Origin of the sequence: Calothrix sp. FACHB-168 (assembly GCF_963889195.1) — a bacterium.
GTDB classification, from domain to species: domain Bacteria; phylum Cyanobacteriota; class Cyanobacteriia; order Cyanobacteriales; family Nostocaceae; genus Aulosira; species Aulosira anomala_A.
The window spans coordinates 112404-136758 of the sequence record NZ_CAWPNJ010000020.1 but is presented as its reverse complement, the minus strand read 5'-3'; the positions used below and the strand labels follow the sequence as shown (position 1 = coordinate 136758).

Genomic DNA, 24355 nt, shown 5'->3' with positions numbered 1-24355 from the left:
TGTCTAAGAAAAAAAACAACTTACCCCAACTATAAAATATGACGGTGGAGCTAAAGGTGACTAGTATTGATAATCACATCTTCTCTTTTTCAGAAGAAGTATCGATTCCCCAAGCTCCTCCTGAGTTTAAGTCAGGTTTCATCGGCATTATTGGTCGCCCTAATGTCGGTAAATCTACTTTAATGAATCAATTGGTAGGGCAAAAAATAGCGATTACGTCCCCGGTAGCTCAGACTACACGTAATCGCTTAAGAGGGATTTTAACTACACCAGAAGCACAGTTAATTTTTGTCGATACACCAGGAATACATAAACCCCATCATCAATTGGGAGAGGTACTGGTGCAAAATGCTAAAATCGCCATCGAATCAGTGGATGTAGTGCTATTTGTGGTAGATGGTACAGTAGCTTGTGGTGCAGGCGATCGCTTTATTGCAGAATTGCTCAGTCGCAGTCAAACACCAGTAATTTTAGGATTGAACAAAGTCGATCAACAACCCACAGATTCCCAGCAGATAGATGATAGTTACACACACTTAGCTGAATTATATCAATGGCAAACAGTCAAATTTTCTGCCAAAACTGGCGTGGGATTGCCAGAATTACAAAATTTACTGATTGAAAACTTAGACAACGGCCCCTTTTACTATCCGCCAGATTTAGTTACCGATCAACCAGAACGCTTTATTATGGGCGAATTAATTCGCGAACAGATTTTACTATTAACCCGCGAAGAAGTACCCCATTCAGTAGCGATCGCAATTGATCTAGTAGAAGAAACCCCAAGCATTACCCGCGTTCTTGCTACCATCAATGTAGAGCGAGATTCCCAAAAAGGAATTCTCATCGGTAAGGGTGGTTCAATGCTCAAAGCTATTGGGAGTGCGGCGCGCGAACAAATTCAAAAGCTAATTTCCGGTAAAGTTTACCTGGAATTATTCGTCAAAGTCCAACCAAAATGGCGACAGTCTCGCGTAAGTTTAGCAGAGTTAGGGTATCGCGTGGAAGAATAGAAATTAGTTATTAGTCAATGGTCAATGGTCAATGGTCAATGGTCATGAGTGATTAAATTTTGGACTAGAGACTGTTGACTTTTGACTATGGACTCTTGACTCTTAACCCCTAACGATGAGAATGTCTTCAGATAATAGTTCCTTCTTCAATTTACCCACAGATGCACCGCCATTGCGCATTTTAATTGTAGAAGACGATCCGATGATGCAACTGGGGCTAGAACAATCTTTAATGGTTCATCCCCAGTTAGAAATTGTCGGACAGGCAGAAGATGGCTATTTAGGCGTACAAGCAGCACTACAACTTAAACCCGATTTGGTAGTCATGGATATCGGGTTACCAAGACTTGATGGAATTGCAGCGACACAGCAAATTAAAGCCGCATTACCAGAAACTCATGTAGTCATGCTGACATCCCATCAAACAGAAACAGAAATTATTGCCGCATTATCTAGCGGTGCAGATGCTTATTGTATCAAAGGTGCGAGTGTAGAGCGGTTATTAAGTGCGATCGCAGCTGCTATTGATGGCGCAACTTACCTCGATCCCCAAATTGCGCGACGAGTCATAGAAAATCTCCGCCCCCCAACAGCAAAAGGAAACACCGCAAATCTTTCGGCGCGGGAATTGGAAGTATTAAAACTCATGGTAGATGGTTTGAGTAATCCAGAAATTGCCGAAAGACTCTATCTCAGCCCGAATACCGTCAAAACCCACGTTCGGGGAATTATGAATAAATTAGCAGTAGACGATCGCGTACAAGCCGCAGTTGTCGCCCTGCGATCGGGATTGGTGTAATTACTAGATATCGCCCTAGAAATTATCATAAAATATGCAACAAACCCTGCGGTTTTCACCCAGGTATCAAGGCTAATCCAACAGCCATAATTTCTCATGAGAAGAATATGATAAATGGGGAAAACACAAGTAATAGCCAAGCAACAACGACAACCGATCCAAAACCTCATAAAGGGTTTTTTTGGGCTGCACGTACCCGAATTCTCTTCTGGTATGTGTTAATTTTAGGCATTGTGTTTGTCGTCTTTATTCCCGCTTTTCGGCAAGTTTTATATGCAAGAGTTAATAGCCGCGTTCAGCGAGAGAACAACGCCAAAATGAGGATTTTTGAAGATTTAATTACTGGACAACCTCTTTTTTTTGGGGAACATCCAGATAGTAGTGACGATAACAAAGTGATTAATGAACTCAAAGAGTCTGATAATCGCCTGATTCAACCGCCAACCTCAAAAAAAGAGTTAAAAGATTTTTTTGATGGTTTTTTAGGTACGCAGATTCCCGAAGACGACACATATTTAATCGCCTTAATCGAAGGTAAATTTTATAAATCAAGTCCTAGAGCCAGACCCAAAGAACTAAGCCGAGATTCGGAAATAATGCGCTATTTTGGGACTTTAACTCAAGCAAAAGAAGGGGAAAAAATAATTCCTGGTAGCCCTGTTGAAAGTATCGTTTATCTAGCGCAACCTGTAAAAATTCAAGGCGAAGTGATGGGTGTATTTGTCATTGCTCACCCGACTTTTGGCGAACGGGGAGAGGTAGTAGAAGCGGTAGCAGTTATCGTTCAGGTAGGTGCAGCAGTTGTAGTTTTAGCTTTAATCTTAGCTTGGTTTGCTTCCGGAAAAATTCTCGCTCCCTTACGCTTGCTTAACGAAACTGCTTGTAATATTACCGCCTCAGATTTAAATCAACGAATTGTTGTGAGCGGTCAAGGAGAACTAGCAGAACTAGCAGTTACCTTTAATGCCATGATGGATAGATTGCAAAATGCTTTCATCAGTCAGCGCAATTTTATTAATGATGCGGGTCATGAATTACGCACCCCAATTACAATTATTCGCGGTCATCTAGAATTGATGGGAAATCACCCAGAAGAAATAGAAGAAACTCTCGCTTTAGTCATGGATGAACTAGAACGGATGAATCGGTTTGTCAATGACATGATTTTACTAGCAAAAGCCGAGCATCCCGATTTTTTGCACTTAGAAACAGTGGATGTTTGTGCTTTAACCGAAGAATTGTATGCCAAAATCCAAGCTTTAGGCGATCGCAACTGGCGACTTCAAGCTACCGCTAAATGTAAAATCGTCGCCGATCGCCAGCGTCTTACCCAAGCTGTGATGAATTTAGTCCAAAACGCTACCCAACATACCACAGATACTGATAGTATTACCCTGGGTTCAGCGATACATCAAGATAAAGTTAGCTTTTGGGTGCATGATACAGGAGAAGGCATTGCTGAAGCCGAGCAACAAAGAATATTTCAACGTTTTGCGCGTTCTGCAAATAGTCGTCGTCGTTCCGAAGGCGCAGGTTTAGGATTATCTATTGTTCAAGCCATTGCAGTAGCTCATGGTGGACATGTTACTGTGAAAAGTAAGCAGGGAGCAGGCGCAAAATTCACTATCATTCTACCTTTAGAACCACCCCAAGAAAGAAAATAGTTAGAAATGCTAATTTTCTCTTTAACACGCTTAACTATAGCAAAGAATTTTGTTGTTTCACTTTTGCAAATCCCAAACCTACTACTTACCCATTGATAATCAATACCCAATCTTTATGCTTGAAAAAACCCAACTAAACCTCGTCCATTTTGAAACCTGGAGTAGTGCGAGCTGCATTCGACTGAGCGATCGCGCCGAAGTCTTGCAGGCTACCAAGAGCAGGGAGCAAGATGCTCCCACTACTTTTAAAACTATGGTTCTCAAAATAAAATAGATGTGGTTTATCGTAGGGGTTTAGCACTGCTAAACCCTCCTAGCTTGTAACTTTGGTAATACCAATTTAAAGAAATAGTTTTTGTAGCACATCAATATATTCTAGAGGGCATGGCAGTGCCAATGCCCCTACAATCAACGATTATCGCTACTTCACCAACTAGCAATTTGCTGTATATCGCCATCCTAAATGAGTTGTGAAAATTACTCGTTAACCCAGGGAACAGAAAAGAAGGATGTTAAAATTTACTTTGTTTTTTCACAAATGAAATAGGAATGCTATATGCGTCTAAATTGCATAATTACTAATAAAAGTAGTCAACCGTCAACAATCAACACCCCTCATGATTGATTGTGAAACTTAAAATCAGCATAGAATAATAGAATATAGTAGTCTACAGTAGGTATTTTTGCTAAACTAAAATAGTAATTTGATATTTAAGTTTCCACAATCAAATAATAATTTTCTCTGCAAAAAATTAAAAATAATGCAATTTGAATCAATTATACTAAATACTTGGAAATGGGTGCTAGTTTTAATTTTAACGGCTTGCAATAGCTTGAAAAATCACCAACAAGCTGTAGTAGTACCAACAAGTGTAGAAGCAGCATTTAAAGCCAAATATCCCCAAATTTCTCCTGCTTGGGTAAAGCATCACTATGGTTATGAAGCCAGTTTTATTGATCAAAATGTTTCAACTGAAGTTGAGTTTTCCAATACAGGTGAATGGTTAGAAACAGAATATTTAGTATCAGTTAATGAATTTCCTGATTTTCTCGTAAAACGTATCAAAAAAGAACATCCTCAATTTATTATTACAAAATACGAAATTGAAATTACACCTCAGGGAAAGTTCTACGAAGTAGATATTACCGATGGTGAAACTGAAAGCGAATTATATTTTGATGTTAACGGTAATCCTCAAGTTGATTTATATGAAGATTAGGGGCATTGGGCATTGGGCATTGGGCATGGGTTTACTATTGACAAATGACTATTGACAAATGACTATTGACTATTGACTGCTACGCTCTGGGGAGTATGTCAATTGTCTAGAATTTGGGGAACTACTCGCCGCGTTCTGTCGTCTGTTGTTAAGTTAGCCTTTGTTGGGAAAGAACCCACAACCAGGTTTATAAATCTTTCACAAAAAAATAGCAGCCTCTAAACCCAGAAGATAAAAGCACTTTTGGCAATTACAGTCCAGTTTTCTGACGGTGGTTTGAGCGACATATCCCTGAATAATTTATCTCGTACCTGCGGTAAACATTAGTTCTATCAATGGTTGAGTGAGATAGTATCGGTAATCCTTATAATTAGCTTGAGAAGGCTAATTTCACGAACAGATATATTTTTCATCTATATAAAGCATAAATTTGCATCTATCTTTTGATAGATATTTTTGTATATGATCGGAAATGAATTTGAGCAGAAAGGTAAATTCTATGAAGAAACAATCATCAGAATAGTATTCAGCAGTTCAAATCCAATCCACACAAGACAAGAACTGCGGCGACTCCCGATTTACTATATGTTTGCGTTGCTCAACAGAAGTAGAATTATTTATATTTTAAAAGTGTGGTTAAAATCGCCAAAGGCAGTCACAGCAAGGCAAAAGCTTAATAATTTAGGTGATTATTAAATCTTTATATTCTGCTCAAAATCATTTCCGCTTTATCGAATATTTAAATTTGACAATGTAATTTAGATTGACCAAAAATCAGTATATTGGAAATAATCTTGAGTCCAAAATAGCATTTTCAGATATTGACAGATGCATAGTATGCATAAGAGAATACTACTCGTGATTCCTAAATAGATTTCTTAAGAAAACTAATTTTTTCTTTAGACCCGGCTAGATAAGTGACTAAAACATATGTACATCACTTTACCAGAGCAAGTAAATGTTAATTCATAAGTTTAAACAACTGCTTACATAAATGGTAGTTAACTAGGCTTTAGTAAATAACAAAAGCTCTTGGCAATCAGTGATTACTTAGGTTATAAATCTCAGTAAATTGGCAATCGACTTTAATTTTGGGGTTGGGTGGTCTACTATCATGTTATTTACATACTACTGTTTTAGCTTCTTGGCAAAAAAAGATTGCATCATCAAAAGGCTCGGCAATAAACCGCTATTTCAGCATTGTCCGACCTACTTAAATGATGTCATTGCAGATCAGCTAATTTTGTGATAGATAGGAATAGTCTCTAATGATAGAATTACATTGTTACAGACTGAACTAATCTTAATTGATTTACAACTGATATCCTTGTAATTCGATGGTTAGAACTGTTTGTACTTACCTAAGATTTGCAGTTAAGCACAAATGAAATCTACGGTAATGTGGCTAGAGACTAATCAATAAGGCTAGAGAACTGAATTTTTGACGTACTTTTTAGGCGAGAGAATCTATAGCACGAAAGATAATTGGTAAATTAGTGCTATGGTTAAGGCAATTCGGTATTGAGTGTTTCCCATCAAAGACTTTCGTAATAGTTAATTAGCTCCAGGCGACTGGTGTTAGTTTTCACGGTATGAAATTTCCAAGTTTACTGATTTGAAATTTGCCTAGCATAATTTGCTGGATGCATATTAGGTAAACACGGTTTCATGCTAGTGAAATAACTACACGTCATGTAAGTATAGAGCGAAGTTTGACAACAGGCTTCTATGATAGCTGGCGGCAAATTATGGGGCATAAATTTATGTATTTATGCCGAGCTTGGAATGGCTAAATTAGCTATGGCTTAACAATGATTTAAACATTTTACACTGATGTGTGAATTTGCAACAAACGTTTTAGTGAAAATTTTTTCTCGCGGAGTGATTGGGAGTATGTATTACGAAAGCAAGCAATATTTTCTCACTATGGCTTGATTTCCCCTCTCTCAAATTTGGGAGAGGGGGGTAGTGAGAGTAGTAAAAATTAATTCCCAATATAGGGAATTGTGCATCTAGCAACTTTAAGTTAGCTAGCAAAATACTCTTTTGACAAAATAAGGACAATAGACATGGCAACACCAGATAACGATTTGCTTATAGGTACTGCCGCCAGGAATATAATTGATGGCTTAGAAGGCAATGATACCATCGAGGGCAGAGGTGGCAATGACGATCTGTTTGGCAACATAGGCGATGACATCCTCCGGGGTGAAGCTGGCAATGACAGACTCTTTGGTGGCGGCGACAAAGACATCTTAGAAGGTGGAATTGGCAACGACACCCTTGATGGTGGAGACAGCGATGACGAACTCTTTGGTGGAGATGGGAATGATAGTCTCAATGGTGGAGATGCCTCAGACATCCTCTATGGTGGATTGGGTAATGATAGGCTCTTCGGCGATGCTGGAGATGACACACTCTATGGTGAAGATGGCAATGACTTCCTAGATGGTGGGGAAGGTAAAGGCGAACTCCACGGTGGAAATGGTGCTGATACCCTAGTTGCTGGACTAGAAGAAGCCGTCCTGTTTGGGGATGCTGGCAATGATTCCCTAGTTGGTGGTAGCAATAAAGACAACATCGATGGTGGTGCTAACAATGACCGCATCTTTGGTAATGATGGCGATGACACTCTGTTAGGTGCTGCTGGTAATGACTTTATCGATGCTGGAGATGGTTTTGACAACGTTGATGGTGGCGATGGTAACGACACCATAGAAGGCGGCGCTGGCTTTGACACCTTAGCAGGCGGTGCTGGCGTTGACAGAATCCTGGGTGGTCTTGACAATGACATCATTGAAGGTGGCGACGGCAATGACTTTTTACTCAATGCCACTACTGGAGTGTTTACCAAAGGACTCTTTGGTGAAGACGGCGATGACAACATCAATGGCAACGCTGGTAATGACTACCTCAATGGTGGAGAAGGTAATGACACCCTTGAAGGTGATGACACCTTGAGTGCGGCTGGTAGTGACACCATTGATGGTGGAGCTGGTAATGACATCATTGAAGGCGATGCTGACAGCTTGAGTGGTGGTAACGACTCCCTGTTGGGTGGCGACGGTGATGACCAAATCTTTGGCTTTAGCGGTGCTGACACCGTTGATGGCGGTACTGGCAATGACACTATTGCAGGCGATGATGCCTTCGGAGACCCTGGTAACGACTCCTTATTGGGTGGCGACGGTGATGACCAAATCTTTGGTGGTGGCGGCGATGACATCATTAGAGGTGGTCTTGGTATTGACATCCTGGATGGTGGCGACGGTAATGATGTCCTCACTGATGAGGGTGGCGCTACTACTTTCTTTGGCGGTGCAGGTAATGAAAGCATCACTGGCGGTATTGACGCTGACTTTATCGATGGTGGAGAAGATAATGACTCCCTATTGGGTGGAGGCGGCAACGACACTATCTTAGGTCAAGGTGGCGATGACACCCTCAATGGTCAAGCTGGTGACGACTTCCTCAATGGTGGCACCGGCATTGACCGGATTATAGGTGGTGCAGGTAATGACACCCTCACTGGTGGAGAAGACCTGGAAGGTCAAACCGCAGCCGATATCTTAAATGGTGGAGCTGGCGCTGACATATTCCAGTTAGCAAGCACAGGCTTCTTGCTAGAGCCATTAGAACCAGGCGATCCTACCCCAATTCTTCCTCCCGGTGACATCATCCAGGGCTTCGAGGATGGAATCGACTTTATTGAGTATGAGTTTGTTACTGGCTTTGAAGAACTAATCATCACTGGTAACGGCACTTCTCAGGTTACTATCAGCGTTCTCAATCAAGGTATACCTGGAGAAATCCCTGATTTCTTAGAAAAAGTTGCAACCGTGAATGGACTCAATGGTTCCGCGATCACAATCACAGAAGCAGATTTCCTCGTCTAAGAAATGGGCAACTAGGCGGTGTACTTGGGTACGAACCAAGTAACACACACCTAATAGTTACCCCAACCTTCAAGAGTAGCTACAGAGTCTGGACAACTTGTTGAGCTACTCTTGGGATTAAGTCTCAATTATAACTATTTGATTTCTTTATGGACTTCAAAGTTAACTTTGAGCAATAGTATTTTGAGCAATAGTAGGGCGAGCAATAATCACTCTACTATCTAAAACTCCAAAATTGTTTGGCGATCAATCGCAAATACCTCCAATTACATACCCACAACGTTTTTTTGCTTGTCAGATTCTCGATTTTTGCAATCAATCGAGAATCTGCTTACCCATAATCAGCGAGCAGAAAACTAATATTTAACAAGCCATGCGAATATTATTTTTACATAAGAATTTCCCTGCCCAATTTCGGCATGTGGCTGCGGCGTTAGCTCAGGATAAGAATAACCAAGTCTTTTTTGGTACTACTCGCCAAGAAGGTAGTTTGGCTGGTGTTAATCGAGTGGTTTATAACCCGAAACGGGAAGCTAGAGCAGAAACGCACCATTATGTTAAACCCTTAGAAAATGCGGTGCTGCAAGGTCAAGCTGTGTATCGCCTAGCAGAGCAACTGAAAGCACAGAGGTTTGTTCCCGATGTAGTTTATGGTCATTCGGGTTGGGGCCCGACTTTATTTATTAAAGATATTTTTCCGCAAGCTAAATTACTTTGTTATTTTGAGTGGTTTTATCACGCTCATGGAACTGACGCAGATTTTGATCCTAGCGATCGCATGACTGCTGATGATGAAGCCCGAATTAGAATTAAAAATGCGCCTATTTTACAAGATTTATATAGTTGCGATCGCGGTCTGTCTCCTACCTATTGGCAGCGTCAGCAATTCCCGTTAGAATATCACAACAAAATTTCCGTAATGCATGACGGGGTTGATACTAACTTTTTCTCTCCAAATCCCGGTGCTAAGTTAGTTTTACCCCGGATCAATCTTGACCTTTCTCATGCCCAAGAAATTGTTACTTATGCTACTAGAGGCATGGAACCTTATCGGGGATTTCCCCAGTTTATTGAGGCGGTGGCTTTACTCCAGCAACAACGCCCTAACTGTCATGTGGTTATTGTCGGTGAAAACCGTGTTGCTTATGGAAAGAAACTCCCCGATGGTAAAACCTATAAGGAGGTGATGCTAGAAAAATACGATCTCGACCTCAGCCGGATTCATTTTACAGCTTGGTTACCTTATTCTGAATATTTGCAAGTACTGCAAGCTTCATCGGCTCATGTTTATTTAACTCGTCCCTTTGTTTTATCTTGGTCTTTAATCGAATCTTTAGCTACAGGTTGTTTGGTAGTGGGTTCGCGAACTGCGCCGGTGATGGAGGTGATTCAAGATGGTGTTAACGGATTGTTAGCAGATTTCTTTTCACCCCAAGAAATATGCGATCGCATTTTAGAAGCCCTCAACCATCCAGATAAAATGGCGGCGATTCGCGCTAAGGCTAGACAAACAGTGCTTGAGCGCTATGATTTAGCCCAACTATTACCCCAACATTTGCAATGGATACAGCAATCAGAAGAACCTCAACTAATTTCGCCTTGGGAGGGAAGAAAGTTAGAGTTGGTGGATAGTGGCGAATCTAAGGGATTTGGAAAACAACAAAAATCCCAGAAATCTTTAGCTAAATCTGCGCCAATTTTACAAGTTAATCATCAAACCTTAACCACTCAAGAAATTATTCCTCTGTTGAGTCGCTATCAACTATTACCCAAGCTTCAGCAAGAATTGATAATTGATAATGCGATCGCTTCTATTAACTGTAGCAACGAAGAAAAAACCCAGTGTTATCAAGATTTTTGCGCACAAAATCAATTGTCATCAGAAGCAGAACGCCGAGCTTGGTTAAAACAGCAAGGGATGAATGAAGCCCAATTTTTAGATTTAGCAACTCGCAATCTGAGAATCGAGAAATTCAAAAAAGCCACCTGGGGTAGTAAGTTAGAGAATCATTTTCGCCAAATCAAACCCAAACTTGATCGGGTTGTTTATTCTTTGATTCGCCTTAGTGATGGTGCGGTAGCGCAGGAATTGTACTTTCGTCTATTAGAAGGTGAACAGTCCTTTGCTGAACTCGCAAAACAATATTCCCAAGGTGCAGAAGCTCAAACTGGCGGGTTAATAGGGCCAGTATCATTGAGTACACCTCATCCCCAACTTGCCCGCATTCTTGCCATCAGCCAACCCGGACAATTATTGCCACCTAAAAATATTGGTGATTTGTGGTTAATTGTGCGTTTAGAAAAGTTTATACCAGCACAATTTGACAAACCAATGCAACAACGGCTGCTTAACGAACTGTTTGCAGCTTGGTTAAAAGAGCAAATGCAAAAAACTGCTCAATCCCCATCTTTAGATATCCAACATTCAGCTTAAATTACTGATTCTTTAAACCCAAATAGGTACCTAAAATGCCAGCTTTAAACTTTAACGAACAATTCCTCACCAACAACAACTTTAACGGTCAAAACCTCAATGGCTCGACGTTTTTCAAGACTACCCTTTCAGGAGTGCAATTCGTAGGTACACAACTCAGAGGTACTACTTTTGAAGAATCAAGTTGGTTCAACGTCAATGCATCAAATGCAATATTTGCCCCAAACACCAACTTTCCCTCACCAGCTAATTTCTTCAAAGCGAAATTAGAAAATGTCAATCTCAGTGGAGCAAATCTGACTGGGGCTAATTTATCATTAATTACTACGAAAGATATTAATTTATCAAACGCCAACCTGACCAATGCAAATTTGTCGGAAGCTGATTTTAGCGGGGAACAATCTGACAGAGCAAACCTAGCAGGGTCAAACTTTACAGGTGCGAATTTATTTAAAACCAAGTTAAAAGCTGCCGATTTGACAGGTGCAAATTTCACCAATGCTAAGTTTCAAGAAACTGAGTTAGAAGCTGCTCTCTTAGTCAATGTCAATGCCACAGGGGCTGATTTTCGCCAAGCAAAACTCACAGATTTAGTTCTCCAAAATTCTATATTTGACTTAGCTAATTTCAGTGGAGTTTCCCTGAGTGATGCTAGCGCCTTCGATCCAAACCAACCAGTTAATGTCAGATTTCGAGGAGCAGATTTAAGTAACTTTATTTTAGACGATGCCACTTTAACTGGTGCTGATTTTAGTGCTTATGTTGCTACCAATGGTACTGTTACAGTCACCAACCTCACAGGTGCTAAATTAGTTGATACCGATTTTACTGGTGCAAATTTCAGCAGTGCCAAACTGATAAACGCTGACTTATCTAAAACCACCCTCACCAATGCCAACTTCACTGGTGCTGATATGAGTGGGGTACTCACCACCGATGCGATCGCTATTGGTGCAAATTTCACAGAAGTCAATTTTAGTAACGCTAATTTGTCAAAGGGCAACTTTACCAATGCTACCTTTATCGGTGCCAATCTCACAGGTGCGATCGCGGTTGATGCGATCGGTTTATCTCTTGGTGATGGCGGTAACAACACCCTCAACGGTACTAGCGGCGGCGATAACTTATTTGGTAATGCTGGTAACGATACCCTCAACGGTGCTGGCGGTAATGATTATCTCGATGGTGGCGCTGGTTCTGACAGGATGGTTGGTGGTGCGGGTAATGACACTTATGCAGTCAATGTCACAGGCGATGTTGTCGTTGAAAATGCCAATGCTGGTATAGATACTGTCCGTTCTAGCCTTGCCAATTATACTTTAGGCAACAACGTCGAAAACCTGACTTTAATTGGTACAGCCGTTAGCGGCACAGGTAATACACTGAATAATATTATTACTGGCAATACTGGTAATAATACTCTCAATGGCTTAGGTGGTAACGATACCCTAATTGGCGGCGCTGGGAATGACACCCTTGATGGTGGTGCTGGTGCTGACTCCCTGGTAGGTGGCACAGGTAACGACACATATATAGTTGATAGCGGTGATACGATTACAGAAAATGCCAACGAAGGCATAGATACAGTTCAATCCAGCCAAAACTATACTTTAAGCAATAACTTAGAAAACCTCACCTTGACTGGTACAGCAGTCAGTGGTACTGGTAATACAGAAAACAATAATATTACAGGTAACGCTAGCAATAACAGCCTTAACGGTGCTGGCGGTAACGATACCCTGATTGGTGGTGCTGGTGCTGACACCCTTGATGGCGGCGCTGGTAATGACTCCCTGATTGGCGGTGCTGGTGATGATAGTTACATAGTTGATAGTGCCACAGATGCGATCGCCGAAAACGCCAATGAAGGTACAGATACAGTTCAATCTAGCTTTAACTACACCTTAAGCAACAACTTAGAAAACCTAGTTTTATTAGGTACAGCCGCCAACGGTACTGGTAATACAAGCGCCAACACCATTACAGGTAATGAACTCAACAACAACCTTAATGGTGGTGATGGTACTGACACCCTAATTGGTGCTGCTGGGAATGATACCCTTGATGGCGGTGCTGGTACTGACTCCCTGATTGGCGGCACTGGTGATGATAGTTACATAGTTGATAGTGCTGGGGATACGATTACAGAAAACCCTGGCGAAGGTGTAGATACTGTGCAATCTAGCTTTGACTACACCTTAAGCAGCAACTTAGAAAACCTCACCTTGATTGGTACAGCAATTAGCGGTACTGGTAATGCAGATGCCAATATCATTACAGGTAACGCTAGCAACAATATCCTTAATGGTGGTGATGGTACTGACACCCTTAATGGTGCTGGTGGTAACGATACCCTTGATGGTGGTGCTGGTGCTGACTCCCTAGTTGGCGGTAGTGGTGATGATAACTACATACTTGGCGCTGGGGATACAATTACCGAAAACTCAGGCGAAGGCGTAGATACTGTACAATCTAGCTTTGACTACACCTTAAGCGACAACTTAGAAAACCTAATTTTATTAGGTACAGCCGAAAACGGCACAGGTAATGAACTTGCTAATACCATCACAGGTAATGATGCCAATAATAGCCTTAACGGCGCTGGCGGTAACGATACTGTAATTGGCGCTGGGGGAAATGACACCCTTGATGGTGGTGCTGGGGATGATTCCCTGATTGGTGGTGCTGGTGATGATAGATATATAGTAGATGGTGCAGGAGATGCGATCGCGGAAAACGCCAACGAAGGCACAGATACCGTTCAATCTAGCTTTAACTACACCTTAAGCAGTAACTTAGAAAACCTGACCCTAGTTAGTATAGCCGTCATCGGTACTGGTAACGAGCTTGATAACACCATCATAGGTAACGAGTTAGACAATACCCTCAACGGCGCTGGTGGTAACGATACCTTGATTGGTGGTACAGGTAATGACATTTATGTAGTCGATAGCGCTGGGGATACAGTTACAGAAAACGCCGATGAAGGTGTAGATACTGTGCAATCTAGCGTTGACTATACTTTAGGCGACAACCTAGAAAACTTGACCCTGATTGACACAGCCGTAACAGGTACTGGTAATCAACTTGCCAACACTATCATCGGTAATGATGCTAACAATATCCTCAACGGCTTAGGCGGTAACGATACCCTAAATGGCGGTATTGGTGCTGATACCCTCAATGGTGGTATAGATGATGACTCCCTAATAGCTGGTAACGGCAATGACTTGCTTTCTGGTGATGAAGGCAATGATATCCTGGATGGTGGTGCTGGAGCCGATACCCTCAATGGTGGTACAGGCGATGACTCCCTGATTGGCGCTGGTGGTGCTGACATCCTTGATGGCGGTGCTGGTAATGACACAGCTAGTGGTGGTTTAGGTAACGATACATACATCATCGATAGTGTAGGAGATGTCATTACAGAAAACGCCGATGAAGGTATAGATACTGTCCAATCGAGCATTGACTACACCTTAGGCGATAACGTAGAAAACCTGACCTTGACTGGTACAGCCATAACAGGTATCGGCAATACAATAGCAAATACCATTACTGGTAATGAAGCTAACAATAGCCTCAATGGTGGTGCTGGAGCCGATACACTTTTTGGTAACGCTGGTGCTGATACCTTGCTGGGAGCGGGTGGAAATGACTATCTTGATGGCGGTGACGGCGATGATAACCTTAACGGTGGAGCAGGTAATGATACCCTGATCGGTGCGGCTGGTAATGATATCCTCACAGGCGCTGATGCCAATGATGTTTTAGTCGGCGGTACAGAAAATGACACCATCAGTGGCGGTTTAGGTAGCGATACCATTCGCTATGCCTTTGGCGACGGACAAGACCGAGTTAATGGATTTGTTACAGGAACAGGGGGAGATTTCCTTTCCTTCAGTGGTATTGCTGCTATTGATGTATTTACCAATACTACTAATGGCAACACAGTATTTAGAGTTGGCGATGGAATTGCAGGTAACGCCGGGTTTAACCAGGGTACTTTGTTGCTGACTTTGGTTGGTACTCCCTTTAGTCAAGCAGATATCGCCACCAACATTGTTGACTCAGCCGGAACAACCTTCTTATTCACCTAGATTCCTCATAAATACCAAGTAACAGGGTGCATCTTAACAACATTCAGCAAACAAGGGAAATTATGGAAAAAGTGAGTTTTAACGATCTGACTCTAAATATTGGGGGTGTTGCTACAGCTAGCAGTCGGATTGAAGTTACCGGAACTGGTGAAGTGCTGGGGGTTGTAGCTGGGATTACTGCTGAACAATTAACAGGAGCAGATTTTATTAGCGGTTTTATAGAAGCTCCGGAGCCTATTTAAACAATTTGCTGCTGTTCGCAATTACCTTTTGCGTAGACGTGAAGCGGCTTGTCGCTAGACATCGCTTCTACAGCGAACACAAAACAAGCAATAGGGGATGGGGGGAGGGGGAGGATGAGGGAGTGTGGGGAGTGTGGGGAGTGTTCTTACCCATGCCCAATGCCCAATGCCCAATGCCCAATGCCCAATGACAACTAACAACTTTTGTGAGGGTGCATACCATGACAGCTCAAAACTTTAACAATCAAGTTCTGGTGGGAAATAATTTTAACGGACAAAATCTGAATGGTTCGACGTTTGTCGCCGCCAGCCTCACAGATGTCCAATTCGTTGGTACCCTACTCAGAGGTACTGACTTCTCACTAGCAACTCTGATTAACGTTAATGCCTCAAATGCCATCTTTGCTCCGAATACTAACTTTCCCGCACCAGCAGATTTTTCGCAAGCGACATTGCAGAATGTCAATCTCAGTGGGGCAAACTTGAGACTAGCAAATCTGACATTAGTTAACACATCAGGTATTAACCTTTCAAATGCCAACCTGACTGATGCGATTCTCCAGCAAGCCAATCTCAGTGGCGAACAATCTGAACGTCCCAATTTTACTGGTACTAACTTAACCCGCGCTGACTTGTCTTTGGCGAATCTCAAAGCTGCTGACTTTACAGGTGCGAATCTCACAGATGCTAACCTCCAAGGAGCTATTCTGGAAGCGACTCTCCTAGTCAATGTCAATGCTACAGGTGCAGATTTCCGGTTGACAAATTTCACAGATGTGACTCTGCAAAACGCTATTTTTGACCGGGCTAATTTAAGTGGTGTCTCTTTAAGTGATGCTCCCCTTGAACCAGGTCAAACTTCTAATTTGAGCTTTCGTGGTGCAGATTTAAGTGGTGCGCTGATAGATGATGCCATTTTGACTAATTCAGATTTTAGTGCTTCTGGTAGTACAGTTACCAACCTGACTGGAACCAGATTTGATGATACCAATGTCAGTGGATCTAACTTCACCGCCGCTAATGCTGAAGGTGTCTTAATTAACGGAGCTGCGGTTGGTGCTAATTTTACCGATGCTAACCTAGCTAATGCTAGTTTTACGACAGCTGACTTGACAAATGCCAACTTCACTGGCGCTAACCTGACTGGGATACTGACAACCGATGCGATCGCTATTGGGGCAAATTTCACAAATGCCATTTTGACTAACGCCGATCTGTCAAAAACCAATTTTACTGATGCCATTTTCATTGGCGCTGACCTCACTGGTGCGATCGCTGTTGATAGTATTGGTCTGACTTTAGGAACTGCTGGTAACGATAATATTACTGGTACAAGTGCTAAAGATAACATCTTTGGCTTTGATGGCAATGACACCCTCGCTGGTGCTGGTGGTAATGATTACCTTGATGGCGGTGAAGGTGCTGATAACCTCAATGGTGGCGATGGTAATGATTACCTCGTTGGTGGTAATGGTAATGATGTCTTAACTGGGGCTGGTGGTGCTGATACTTTAGTTGGTGGTGCTGGTGCTGATAACCTCAGTGGTGGCGGTGGTGTCGATCGCCTCACTGGTGGTGCTGGTGCTGATACCCTCAATGGTGGTGCTGGTAACGATACCTATATTTTTGCATCAGGCTTTGGAAGCGATCGCATTACCGCTTTCACTAATGGTGGCGATAAAATTGACCTCACAGCATTTGCAACCAGCTTTGGCTCTTTGACAGTAACTCAAAGTGGTGCAAATACCCTCATCTCTGGGGCGGTGTTTGGCAGTGGTAATAATATCACCTTGGCAAACTTCACCGCTACTAATGTAGATGCGAGCGACTTTATCTTTTAATTTTCTGTGATTTTGTGTGAATCATAGCTAGCAAAACTTTAGATCCCCAACTTTTTTAAGCTGGGGATCTATAAATTATCTGTAAACCCTGATGATTAATTTGGTGGACTAAAACTAATATAATTAATGACAAAATATTGAAATAACCATGCGGATTCTTTTTACTATAGCCCACTTTTTTAATCCTCATGGTCAGGGTAAGCACGCCTCTCAACGGAAAGACCCCCGACCGCGATTGATCGCATTAACTCAAAGTCTTGCAGCTTTACATCAGCTATTTGGTAAATCGCAAAGCATGATCAATGTTGGAAAGCGAGTGGCTTTACCAGCAAATCAAGCCCAAGCTGACAATTTAGATATTGTAATTTGTACTACCCAAGGTCATCATCTCCTCAATCACCTAGCTTTGCCATCTCACTTTTATCACAACCATGCTACCCAAGTAGAACCGATGTTATTAGGTTTTGAGTGTCAAGCAATCTTGCGTGATTCTCTTGGGAAATATGATTACTACTGTTTTTTAGAAGATGATTTAATTCTGCACGATCCTTGGTTTTTTATTAAATTAAACTGGTTTACTCAGCAAGCAGGTAATCTTAATTTACTCCAGCCAAATCGCTACGAAGTCGCTACCCATAATTTAACCTGTAAAGCTTATATTGATGGTGACTTATTACCTGGAATAACTGCAAAATTCCAAAATATACAGGAAAATACGCAAATTTACGGTAAAATCATGGGTATGCCGATCCAATTTCGCCGTTCCCTTAATCCCCATTCTGGCTGCTATTTTTTAAATGCTTATCAAATGGAATATTGGGCTAATCAACCTTATTTTCTTGACCGCGATACCAGTTTTATTAGCCCTTTAGAAAGTGCGGCAACTTTGGGAATTATGAAGACATTTAATGTTTATAAATCTGTACCGGAACAAGCAAACTTTTTAGAAATTCAACACTTTGGCAGTGCATTTATCAGTTTGATTGGGCAAAAAGTAAGTTTAACAGCTTTATAATACCAATTTTTTATGAGGCTGCATAGAATTCTATCCCCCCTAGCCCCCCTTAAAAAAGGGGGGAAAAGAATCAAAGTCCCCCTTTTTAAGGGGGATTTAGGGGGATCTAGATATATGCAACTTCATATTAAATTGGTATAAGTTGTCAGTTTCCTATAGGGGCGGGTTTATGGGGGAGCGTTTTTAGTTAATTTAACATGAAATATATTCAAAGCCCTTTTCAAGATTTTCTCATAACAATTGAGGGTTTTAATCAGTTACCTAGTGAAGTATTGGTTAATTTAGCCTCAAAACTCAAACCACAATTATATTCACTGGGACACAAAATTATTGACCAAAAAAGCATACCCCAGCAATTGTCAATTATTTATCAAGGAACGGTTCGCCTATTAGCCTATGAACCGAAAACACAAATGCCCATTCCCTTAAAGTTACTACAACCAGGAGAAATTCTGGGTGAAATTAGTTTACTGCGAGAAGTGGCTTGTGAATTAGCGATCGCATCTACTGAAGTTCAATGTTTACAATTAGATGCTCATGATTATTTATCTTTGCTGGCTAGTTACCCAGAGTTTGCCCAATTTCGCCAATACCAAGCTAATATGGCGGAATTATATCATATTTTGACTACACAGTCAAATTTGGCAGCTATAGACGATATTAATTTTAAACAGCTGGCACGGCAAGTTTTAGCTCATGTCAAAATAGATTATCTCCCTCCGGGAACTACAGCAGTTAATCAACTCGATCAAGAAAGGATTTGGTTTGTTAGTGGTGGGGGAACTGTCAAGAACTTTGATCGTGGTTCGCCTCTGGAATTTTATCGCCAAACAGACACCATTGAAGTTGAGGGAACAAATCCGGCGCGGTTGCTGGGGGTGCGCAAGTCAGATTTATTAGCAAATAATCCTCATGCAGATATTACCAACAAAGTAGAAATTCCTTATGCACCTATTGAAGAATTAGCAAAACCACAACGCCCGATTGTCAAGGCTGAAGAGAAAAGTACAAACAAGAAGTATCCCTATTTTAAAGGTAAAGGGCAGTTAAATTCCGCGATCGCTTGTTTTCAAATGCTCTGTCAATATCTGCACATGCCGTTTCGGCGCGAGGTAATTAACCGGATCTTAACCGAGCAGATGCAACGCCAGGGTATAATCCCCTTTCAGGTTTGTGCAACCTTAGCGGAGTTAATCGGACTGAAAGCGCAATTAGGAGATATGCCTTGTGAGCAAATCAGCCGCATTCCTACCCCGGCGATGATTCACTATGGCGATAGTTATGGTGTAGTTTATGAAGCAAGCGATCGCCTCATAGTAATTGCTGTACCATCTAAAGGGATACTCAAACTTAACCCGGCTGAACTGCTGGCGCAATTACAAACAGAAGATAGCGATCGCAAAATCCGAGTATTGTTACTTTCCCCTACCAAAATCACACCCCAAAAACGCTTTGGGTTACAGTGGTTTTTACCTTATATCTCCCGCTATCGTTATGTACTTTTAGAAGTATTTATTGCTTCCTTATTTGTGCAGTTAGCCGCACTAGCCAACCCCTTAATTATTCAAATTATTATTGACCAAATCGTTAGTAATACGGGTTTTGAAACTTTACATATTTTAGGGATATTTTTATTAGTAGCCGCCCTATTTGAAGCGGTAATTTCTACCCTACGTACCTATTTATTTGTAGATACCACCAACCGTATTGATTTAGGGTTAGGAGCCAAAATTATTGACCACTTACTGCGGCTACCCTTACAGTATTTTGAACGCCGACCGGTGGGAGAATTAGCCACGCGGATTAACGAATTAGAAAATATTCGCTCTTTCCTCACGGGGACAGTTTTAACTGTGGGGTTAGATTCTCTATTTTCGGTAATTTATATCATCGTCATGGCGATTTATAGCTGGAAACTAACTTTAGTTGGTTTATCCACTATTCCCATATTTATTATTATTACTACTCTGGCTGCGCCCACTATTAGAAAACAGTTAAGAGAAAAAGCCGAACTTAACGCTGTAGCTCAATCGTATTTGGTTGAAGTGATGTCAGGAATGCAAACTGTCAAAGCCCAAAATATTGAATTACAAGCTCGTTTTTCTTGGCAAGAACGTTATGCACGCTATATCGCCTCAGGCTTCAAAAAAGTAGTTACTTCCACTTTTTCCAGTTCTACCAGTCATTTTCTCAATAAACTAAGTAGCTTATTAATTTTATGGTATGGCGCTTATTTAGTATTGCAAGGAGAGTTAACTTTAGGCGAATTAATTGCCTTTAGAATTCTCTCGAATTATGTTACAAGTCCCATATTACGCCTCACCCAACTTTGGCAGAATTTCCAAGAAACTGCTTTATCTTTAGAACGTCTGAGCGATATTGTCGATACACCCCAAGAAGCGGAAAAAGATTCTGGAAAAATGACGTTACCGCCAATCAAAGGCGCAGTTAAATATGAAAATGTTTTCTTTAGGTTTAACGCCAGGAGAGCATTGCAACTTTGCAATGTAAGTGTAGATTTAGCTCCCGGACAATTTATTGGGATTGTCGGTCAAAGTGGTTCCGGGAAAAGTACAATGATGAAACTACTGCTGCGATTGTACGAGCCAGAATCCGGTAGAATTTTAATAGATGGATATGATATAGCCAAAGTCGAATTATATTCTTTGCGCGGACAGATTGGTGTAGTACCTCAAGATACCTTATTATTTGACGGTACAGTGCAAGAAAATATTGCGTTAACAAATCCCGAAGCCAGCACCGAAGAAATTATTACAGCCGCGAAAATCGCCGCCGCCCACGAATTTATTATGAACCTGCCTAACGGTTATAATACCAAAGTAGGCGAACGAGGTTCAGCGCTTTCTGGGGGACAAAGACAAAGAATTGCGATCGCGCGTTCAGTTTTAGAAAAGCCAAAATTACTCGTTTTAGACGAAGCTACCAGCGCTTTAGATTACTTAACAGAACGTCAAGTTTGTTTAAATTTAGCCCAAGCATTTCAGGGAAGCACAGTATTTTGTATCACTCACCGCCTGAATACTATCTCTCATGCAGATACGATCATAGTTATGGATAGCGGTAAAGTGATAGAACAAGGCAAGCATGAAGAATTAATGGCATTAAAAGGCTATTACTATAATCTCTACAATCAACAAGAATTATAACGTTAAATAACCCTTTTTTGGCAATAAAGCCTGTTTACTAAGCTAAAATAGCTGCTACAGCACAGTCGTAGACAGCAAAGCCACATCATACTTTGGCTGGCGATGGTTTCTCAATGATAATTGTTGTGCTGAGAAAACCAGCAATATGACGTATTTTCTCGATTAAATGTTCCCTCGACCAGATATTAATTTGTCACGACAATTACGGTAAAATCTGTTTATTGCTCAATTGAATTACTTAATATCTCAGTAATTCAACTACTATTGAGATGGGATTAAAAAGCCAATTAGGAGGTGAGATTCTATTATAGAAGGGGTTTCTTGATTGTCAGCTTAATGATTTTTAACTCAGGACTGACAAAAGCATGAAACAGCACAATTCATCATCCCTACTCTACAGAATATTATTTAGCCTACGCACACATATTGTCATTGGTTATGTGCTGCTCATGGGATTTTCTTCTGTGGTAGGCACGTTTATCATCGATCAAATTCTATTTTTTCATGTACAAGAGCGAATCAAAAAATCTCTAGTGCAAGAAATGCAAGAATTCCGCATGTTAGCAGATGGAGCAAATCCAGAAACTAGTCAACCTTTTGGCGATGACATCATATCTTTATTTAAGGTTTTTCTCAAAAGTAACATTCCCGATGATGATGAGTTCTTGGTAGCCCTATTAAACGGGCAAATTTACAGCAGCAGTCCCCTAGCTCTTCCCGAATGGTTTAAATCTGATTCGCAGATCGTCAAGACTTTATCTCAAATCAAAATCGCTGAGAAAGGTGAATTTTATAGTATAGATGGTCAGGTAATTTACCTCGCTCAACCCATCATCACAGACAAAAATCATGGCGTATTTATCGTACTTCATGCAACTTCTGGCGAACGTGATGAGGTAAGTGATGCAGTTAAGCTGATTATTCAAGTTATGTTTGTCGTGACAATTGGTTTTTCTTTTTTAGCTTGGGTAGTAGCTGGTAAGGTACTCAAACCCCTAAACCTGCTAACAAAAACTACGCAGTCAATTAGAGAAACTGACCTAACACAACGCATACCCGTCAAAGGTGCAGATGAAATTGCTCAACTGACTATCACATTTAACGAGATGTTAGAAAGGTTAGAAACAGCCTTTTCTAGCCAGCGAGATTTTATTAACGATGCTAGTCATGAATTACGTACACCAATTACCATTATTCGCGGACATTTAGAGCTATTAGGAGACGACCCCCAAGAGCGACAAGAAACCATCGAATTAGTTTTAGATGAACTAGACCGGATGAATCGTTTTGTGGAAGACTTGCTATTACTAGCCAAGTCAGAACAACCAGATTTTTTAAATTTAGAAGTTGTCGAAATTAATTCTCTAACTCTGGAACTGTACGCCAAAGCCAAAGCATTAGCCCCGCGACAGTGGCGTTTAGACGCTCTAGCTAGGGGTAAAATTCGGGCTGATCGTCAACGCTTGACTCAGGCAATTATGAATTTAGCCGAAAATGCCACACATCACACCAAAGAAGGTGATGCGATTGGCTTAGGTTCAGATATCAGAAATAATCAATTGCGTCTTTGGGTACGGGATACCGGCGAAGGAATTCCCCTCAGCGACCAAGAGCGGATTTTTCAGCGCTTTGCACGAGGCTTAATTAAACACCGTCGTTCCAATGGTGCTGGTTTAGGATTATCCATTGTCCAAGCAATTGCCGAAGCTCACAGTGGTAGAATTGAACTCTTCAGCCGCCCTCATGGTGGCTCGACCTTTACCATAGTTATTCCCCTCAAACCCATCCCCAAATCCAGCAACCGAGGTAATAAAAATTTATTACTTCACAGGCCTGAATCATAGCCAACAAGTAGTCACGATGAAAATTTGTTCATCGCCATCCACGAAATAAAAAAGGGTTTAAAAGCTCTATAAGTAGGTCGGTGCAATTAAAGACAACTGGCGAAGTCTGTCATTTGTCATTGGTCATTGGTAAGGGTTCCAAGCATGTTTACATTGTGCTTACAAAAAATAAATTACCCAATTCCATAGTCTTGCTCGCTGTTGTTCTAAAGCGAGCGAGACGCTCGCACTACAAATTGATTGGGTATTTAGAAAATTGGATGTCCCCTATATATTTTCACAACCAAGGATGAAAATCTGTCTTTCCCATGCCCAATGCCCAATGCCCAATGCCCAATGCCCAATGCCCCATGCCCCATGCCCAACAGATACAATTTTTACGGAGATAGCCTTAGGTGAACAGAATTCTCATAGCAGAAGATGAACCTCGCATTGCCAGCTTTTTACAAAAAGGATTGAAAGCGAATGGTTTTACCAGTGCTGTAGCTAGTACTGGTGATGAGGCTATTTTTATGGCTTTGAGTGGGGAATTCGATTTATTAATCCTGGATATTGGTCTTCCCGGTAAAAATGGCTGGGTAGTCTTAGAAGAATTGCGGGGTCAGGGAGAACTGCTACCGATTATTATTCTCACCGCCTGTGACGATGTCAAAGATAAAGTTACTGGCTTGGAAAGTGGCGCTGATGATTATGTTACCAAGCCATTTCGCTTTGAAGAATTGCTAGCCCGCATTCGTGTTAGGTTACGCGATTATCGCCTACCGAAAACCAAGGACGAAATGCTACTAACAGCAGGCGATATTATGTTAGATTTACGTACACGGAAAGTCAAAGTAGGCGATCGCTATATTGAACTAGCCGCCAGAGAATTTACTTTAGCAGAAATCTTTCTCCGTCATCCCGGCCAAGTATTGACCCGCGAGCAACTACTCAGCCATGTTTGGGGTTACGACTATGACCCCGGTTCTAATATTGTGGATGTTTATGTTGGTTATCTCCGCAAAAAATTAGGTAGTGACTATATTCAAACAGTCAGAGGGATCGGTTATCGCTTAGATACATGAGAAAACTCTCATAAAAGCTTTAAGCCATCTTAATTGAGGTAAACAATAATTATAAG

The 24355-nt window shown here is 41.4% G+C and carries 13 protein-coding genes; all 13 read left to right on the top strand.

Annotation, left to right across the window (positions count from 1 at the left end; genetic code table 11):
* Positions 1-38 precede the first annotated feature (38 nt).
* The 13 genes from era (at position 39) to AACW45_RS13205 (ending at position 24299) form a co-directional block, all read left to right on the top strand.
* A complete protein-coding gene (gene era, locus AACW45_RS13265; protein ID WP_190633077.1) occupies positions 39-1013 on the top strand; it encodes a GTPase Era in 975 nt (324 codons plus the stop codon).
* Between the two features lie 121 nt (positions 1014-1134).
* A complete protein-coding gene (locus AACW45_RS13260) occupies positions 1135-1812 on the top strand; it encodes a response regulator (RefSeq protein WP_190633076.1) in 678 nt (225 codons plus the stop codon).
* Between the two features lie 107 nt (positions 1813-1919).
* Positions 1920-3476: a sensor histidine kinase gene (locus AACW45_RS13255; RefSeq protein ID WP_190633075.1), complete on the top strand. Its 1557-nt coding sequence runs from the start codon at positions 1920-1922 to the stop codon at positions 3474-3476.
* Between the two features lie 761 nt (positions 3477-4237).
* Positions 4238-4696 (top strand): PepSY-like domain-containing protein, encoded by a 459-nt coding sequence (locus AACW45_RS13250; RefSeq protein WP_190633074.1) that lies wholly within the window; start codon positions 4238-4240, stop codon positions 4694-4696.
* Positions 4697-6765: 2069 nt separating this feature from the next.
* On the top strand, positions 6766-8592 hold the full coding sequence (locus tag AACW45_RS13245; RefSeq protein WP_190633073.1) for a calcium-binding protein: 1827 nt from the start codon (positions 6766-6768) through the stop codon (positions 8590-8592).
* 373 nt (positions 8593-8965) lie between these two features.
* On the top strand, positions 8966-11026 hold the full coding sequence (locus AACW45_RS13240; protein ID WP_190633072.1) for a glycosyltransferase: 2061 nt from the start codon (positions 8966-8968) through the stop codon (positions 11024-11026).
* Positions 11027-11061: 35 nt separating this feature from the next.
* A complete protein-coding gene (locus AACW45_RS13235) occupies positions 11062-15126 on the top strand; it encodes a beta strand repeat-containing protein (protein WP_277880379.1) in 4065 nt (1354 codons plus the stop codon).
* A 62-nt stretch (positions 15127-15188) separates the two neighbouring features.
* Positions 15189-15368: a hypothetical protein gene (locus tag AACW45_RS13230; RefSeq protein ID WP_190633071.1), complete on the top strand. Its 180-nt coding sequence runs from the start codon at positions 15189-15191 to the stop codon at positions 15366-15368.
* A gap of 221 nt (positions 15369-15589) precedes the next feature.
* Complete coding sequence (locus tag AACW45_RS13225) at positions 15590-17209, top strand: pentapeptide repeat-containing protein (RefSeq protein ID WP_190633070.1); 1620 nt, start codon at positions 15590-15592, stop codon at positions 17207-17209.
* 148 nt (positions 17210-17357) lie between these two features.
* On the top strand, positions 17358-18224 hold the full coding sequence (locus AACW45_RS13220; RefSeq protein ID WP_190633069.1) for a calcium-binding protein: 867 nt from the start codon (positions 17358-17360) through the stop codon (positions 18222-18224).
* Between the two features lie 197 nt (positions 18225-18421).
* On the top strand, positions 18422-21391 hold the full coding sequence (locus AACW45_RS13215) for a peptidase domain-containing ABC transporter (protein WP_190633068.1): 2970 nt from the start codon (positions 18422-18424) through the stop codon (positions 21389-21391).
* A gap of 365 nt (positions 21392-21756) precedes the next feature.
* Positions 21757-23235 carry a sensor histidine kinase gene (locus AACW45_RS13210; RefSeq protein WP_190633067.1) on the top strand — a complete coding sequence of 493 codons (1479 nt, stop codon included), beginning with the start codon at positions 21757-21759 and terminating at the stop codon, positions 23233-23235.
* A gap of 395 nt (positions 23236-23630) precedes the next feature.
* Positions 23631-24299 carry a winged helix-turn-helix domain-containing protein gene (locus tag AACW45_RS13205; protein WP_190633066.1) on the top strand — a complete coding sequence of 223 codons (669 nt, stop codon included), beginning with the start codon at positions 23631-23633 and terminating at the stop codon, positions 24297-24299.
* Positions 24300-24355: the final 56 nt, after the last annotated feature.

Excerpts from the sequence above, each read along its gene's own strand:
- AACW45_RS13250 (WP_190633074.1), top strand. The coding sequence starts at position 4,238 with ATGCAATTTGAATCAATTATACTAAATACTTGGAAATGGGTGCTAGTT.
- AACW45_RS13235 (WP_277880379.1), top strand. The coding sequence starts at position 11,062 with ATGCCAGCTTTAAACTTTAACGAACAATTCCTCACCAACAACAACTTT.
- era (WP_190633077.1), top strand. The coding sequence starts at position 39 with ATGACGGTGGAGCTAAAGGTGACTAGTATTGATAATCACATCTTCTCT.
- AACW45_RS13225 (WP_190633070.1), top strand. The coding sequence starts at position 15,590 with ATGACAGCTCAAAACTTTAACAATCAAGTTCTGGTGGGAAATAATTTT.
- AACW45_RS13255 (WP_190633075.1), top strand. The coding sequence starts at position 1,920 with ATGATAAATGGGGAAAACACAAGTAATAGCCAAGCAACAACGACAACC.
- AACW45_RS13230 (WP_190633071.1), top strand. The coding sequence starts at position 15,189 with ATGGAAAAAGTGAGTTTTAACGATCTGACTCTAAATATTGGGGGTGTT.
- AACW45_RS13210 (WP_190633067.1), top strand. The coding sequence starts at position 21,757 with ATGAAACAGCACAATTCATCATCCCTACTCTACAGAATATTATTTAGC.
- AACW45_RS13245 (WP_190633073.1), top strand. The coding sequence starts at position 6,766 with ATGGCAACACCAGATAACGATTTGCTTATAGGTACTGCCGCCAGGAAT.
- AACW45_RS13215 (WP_190633068.1), top strand. The coding sequence starts at position 18,422 with ATGAAATATATTCAAAGCCCTTTTCAAGATTTTCTCATAACAATTGAG.
- AACW45_RS13220 (WP_190633069.1), top strand. The coding sequence starts at position 17,358 with ATGCGGATTCTTTTTACTATAGCCCACTTTTTTAATCCTCATGGTCAG.
- AACW45_RS13240 (WP_190633072.1), top strand. The coding sequence starts at position 8,966 with ATGCGAATATTATTTTTACATAAGAATTTCCCTGCCCAATTTCGGCAT.
- AACW45_RS13260 (WP_190633076.1), top strand. The coding sequence starts at position 1,135 with ATGTCTTCAGATAATAGTTCCTTCTTCAATTTACCCACAGATGCACCG.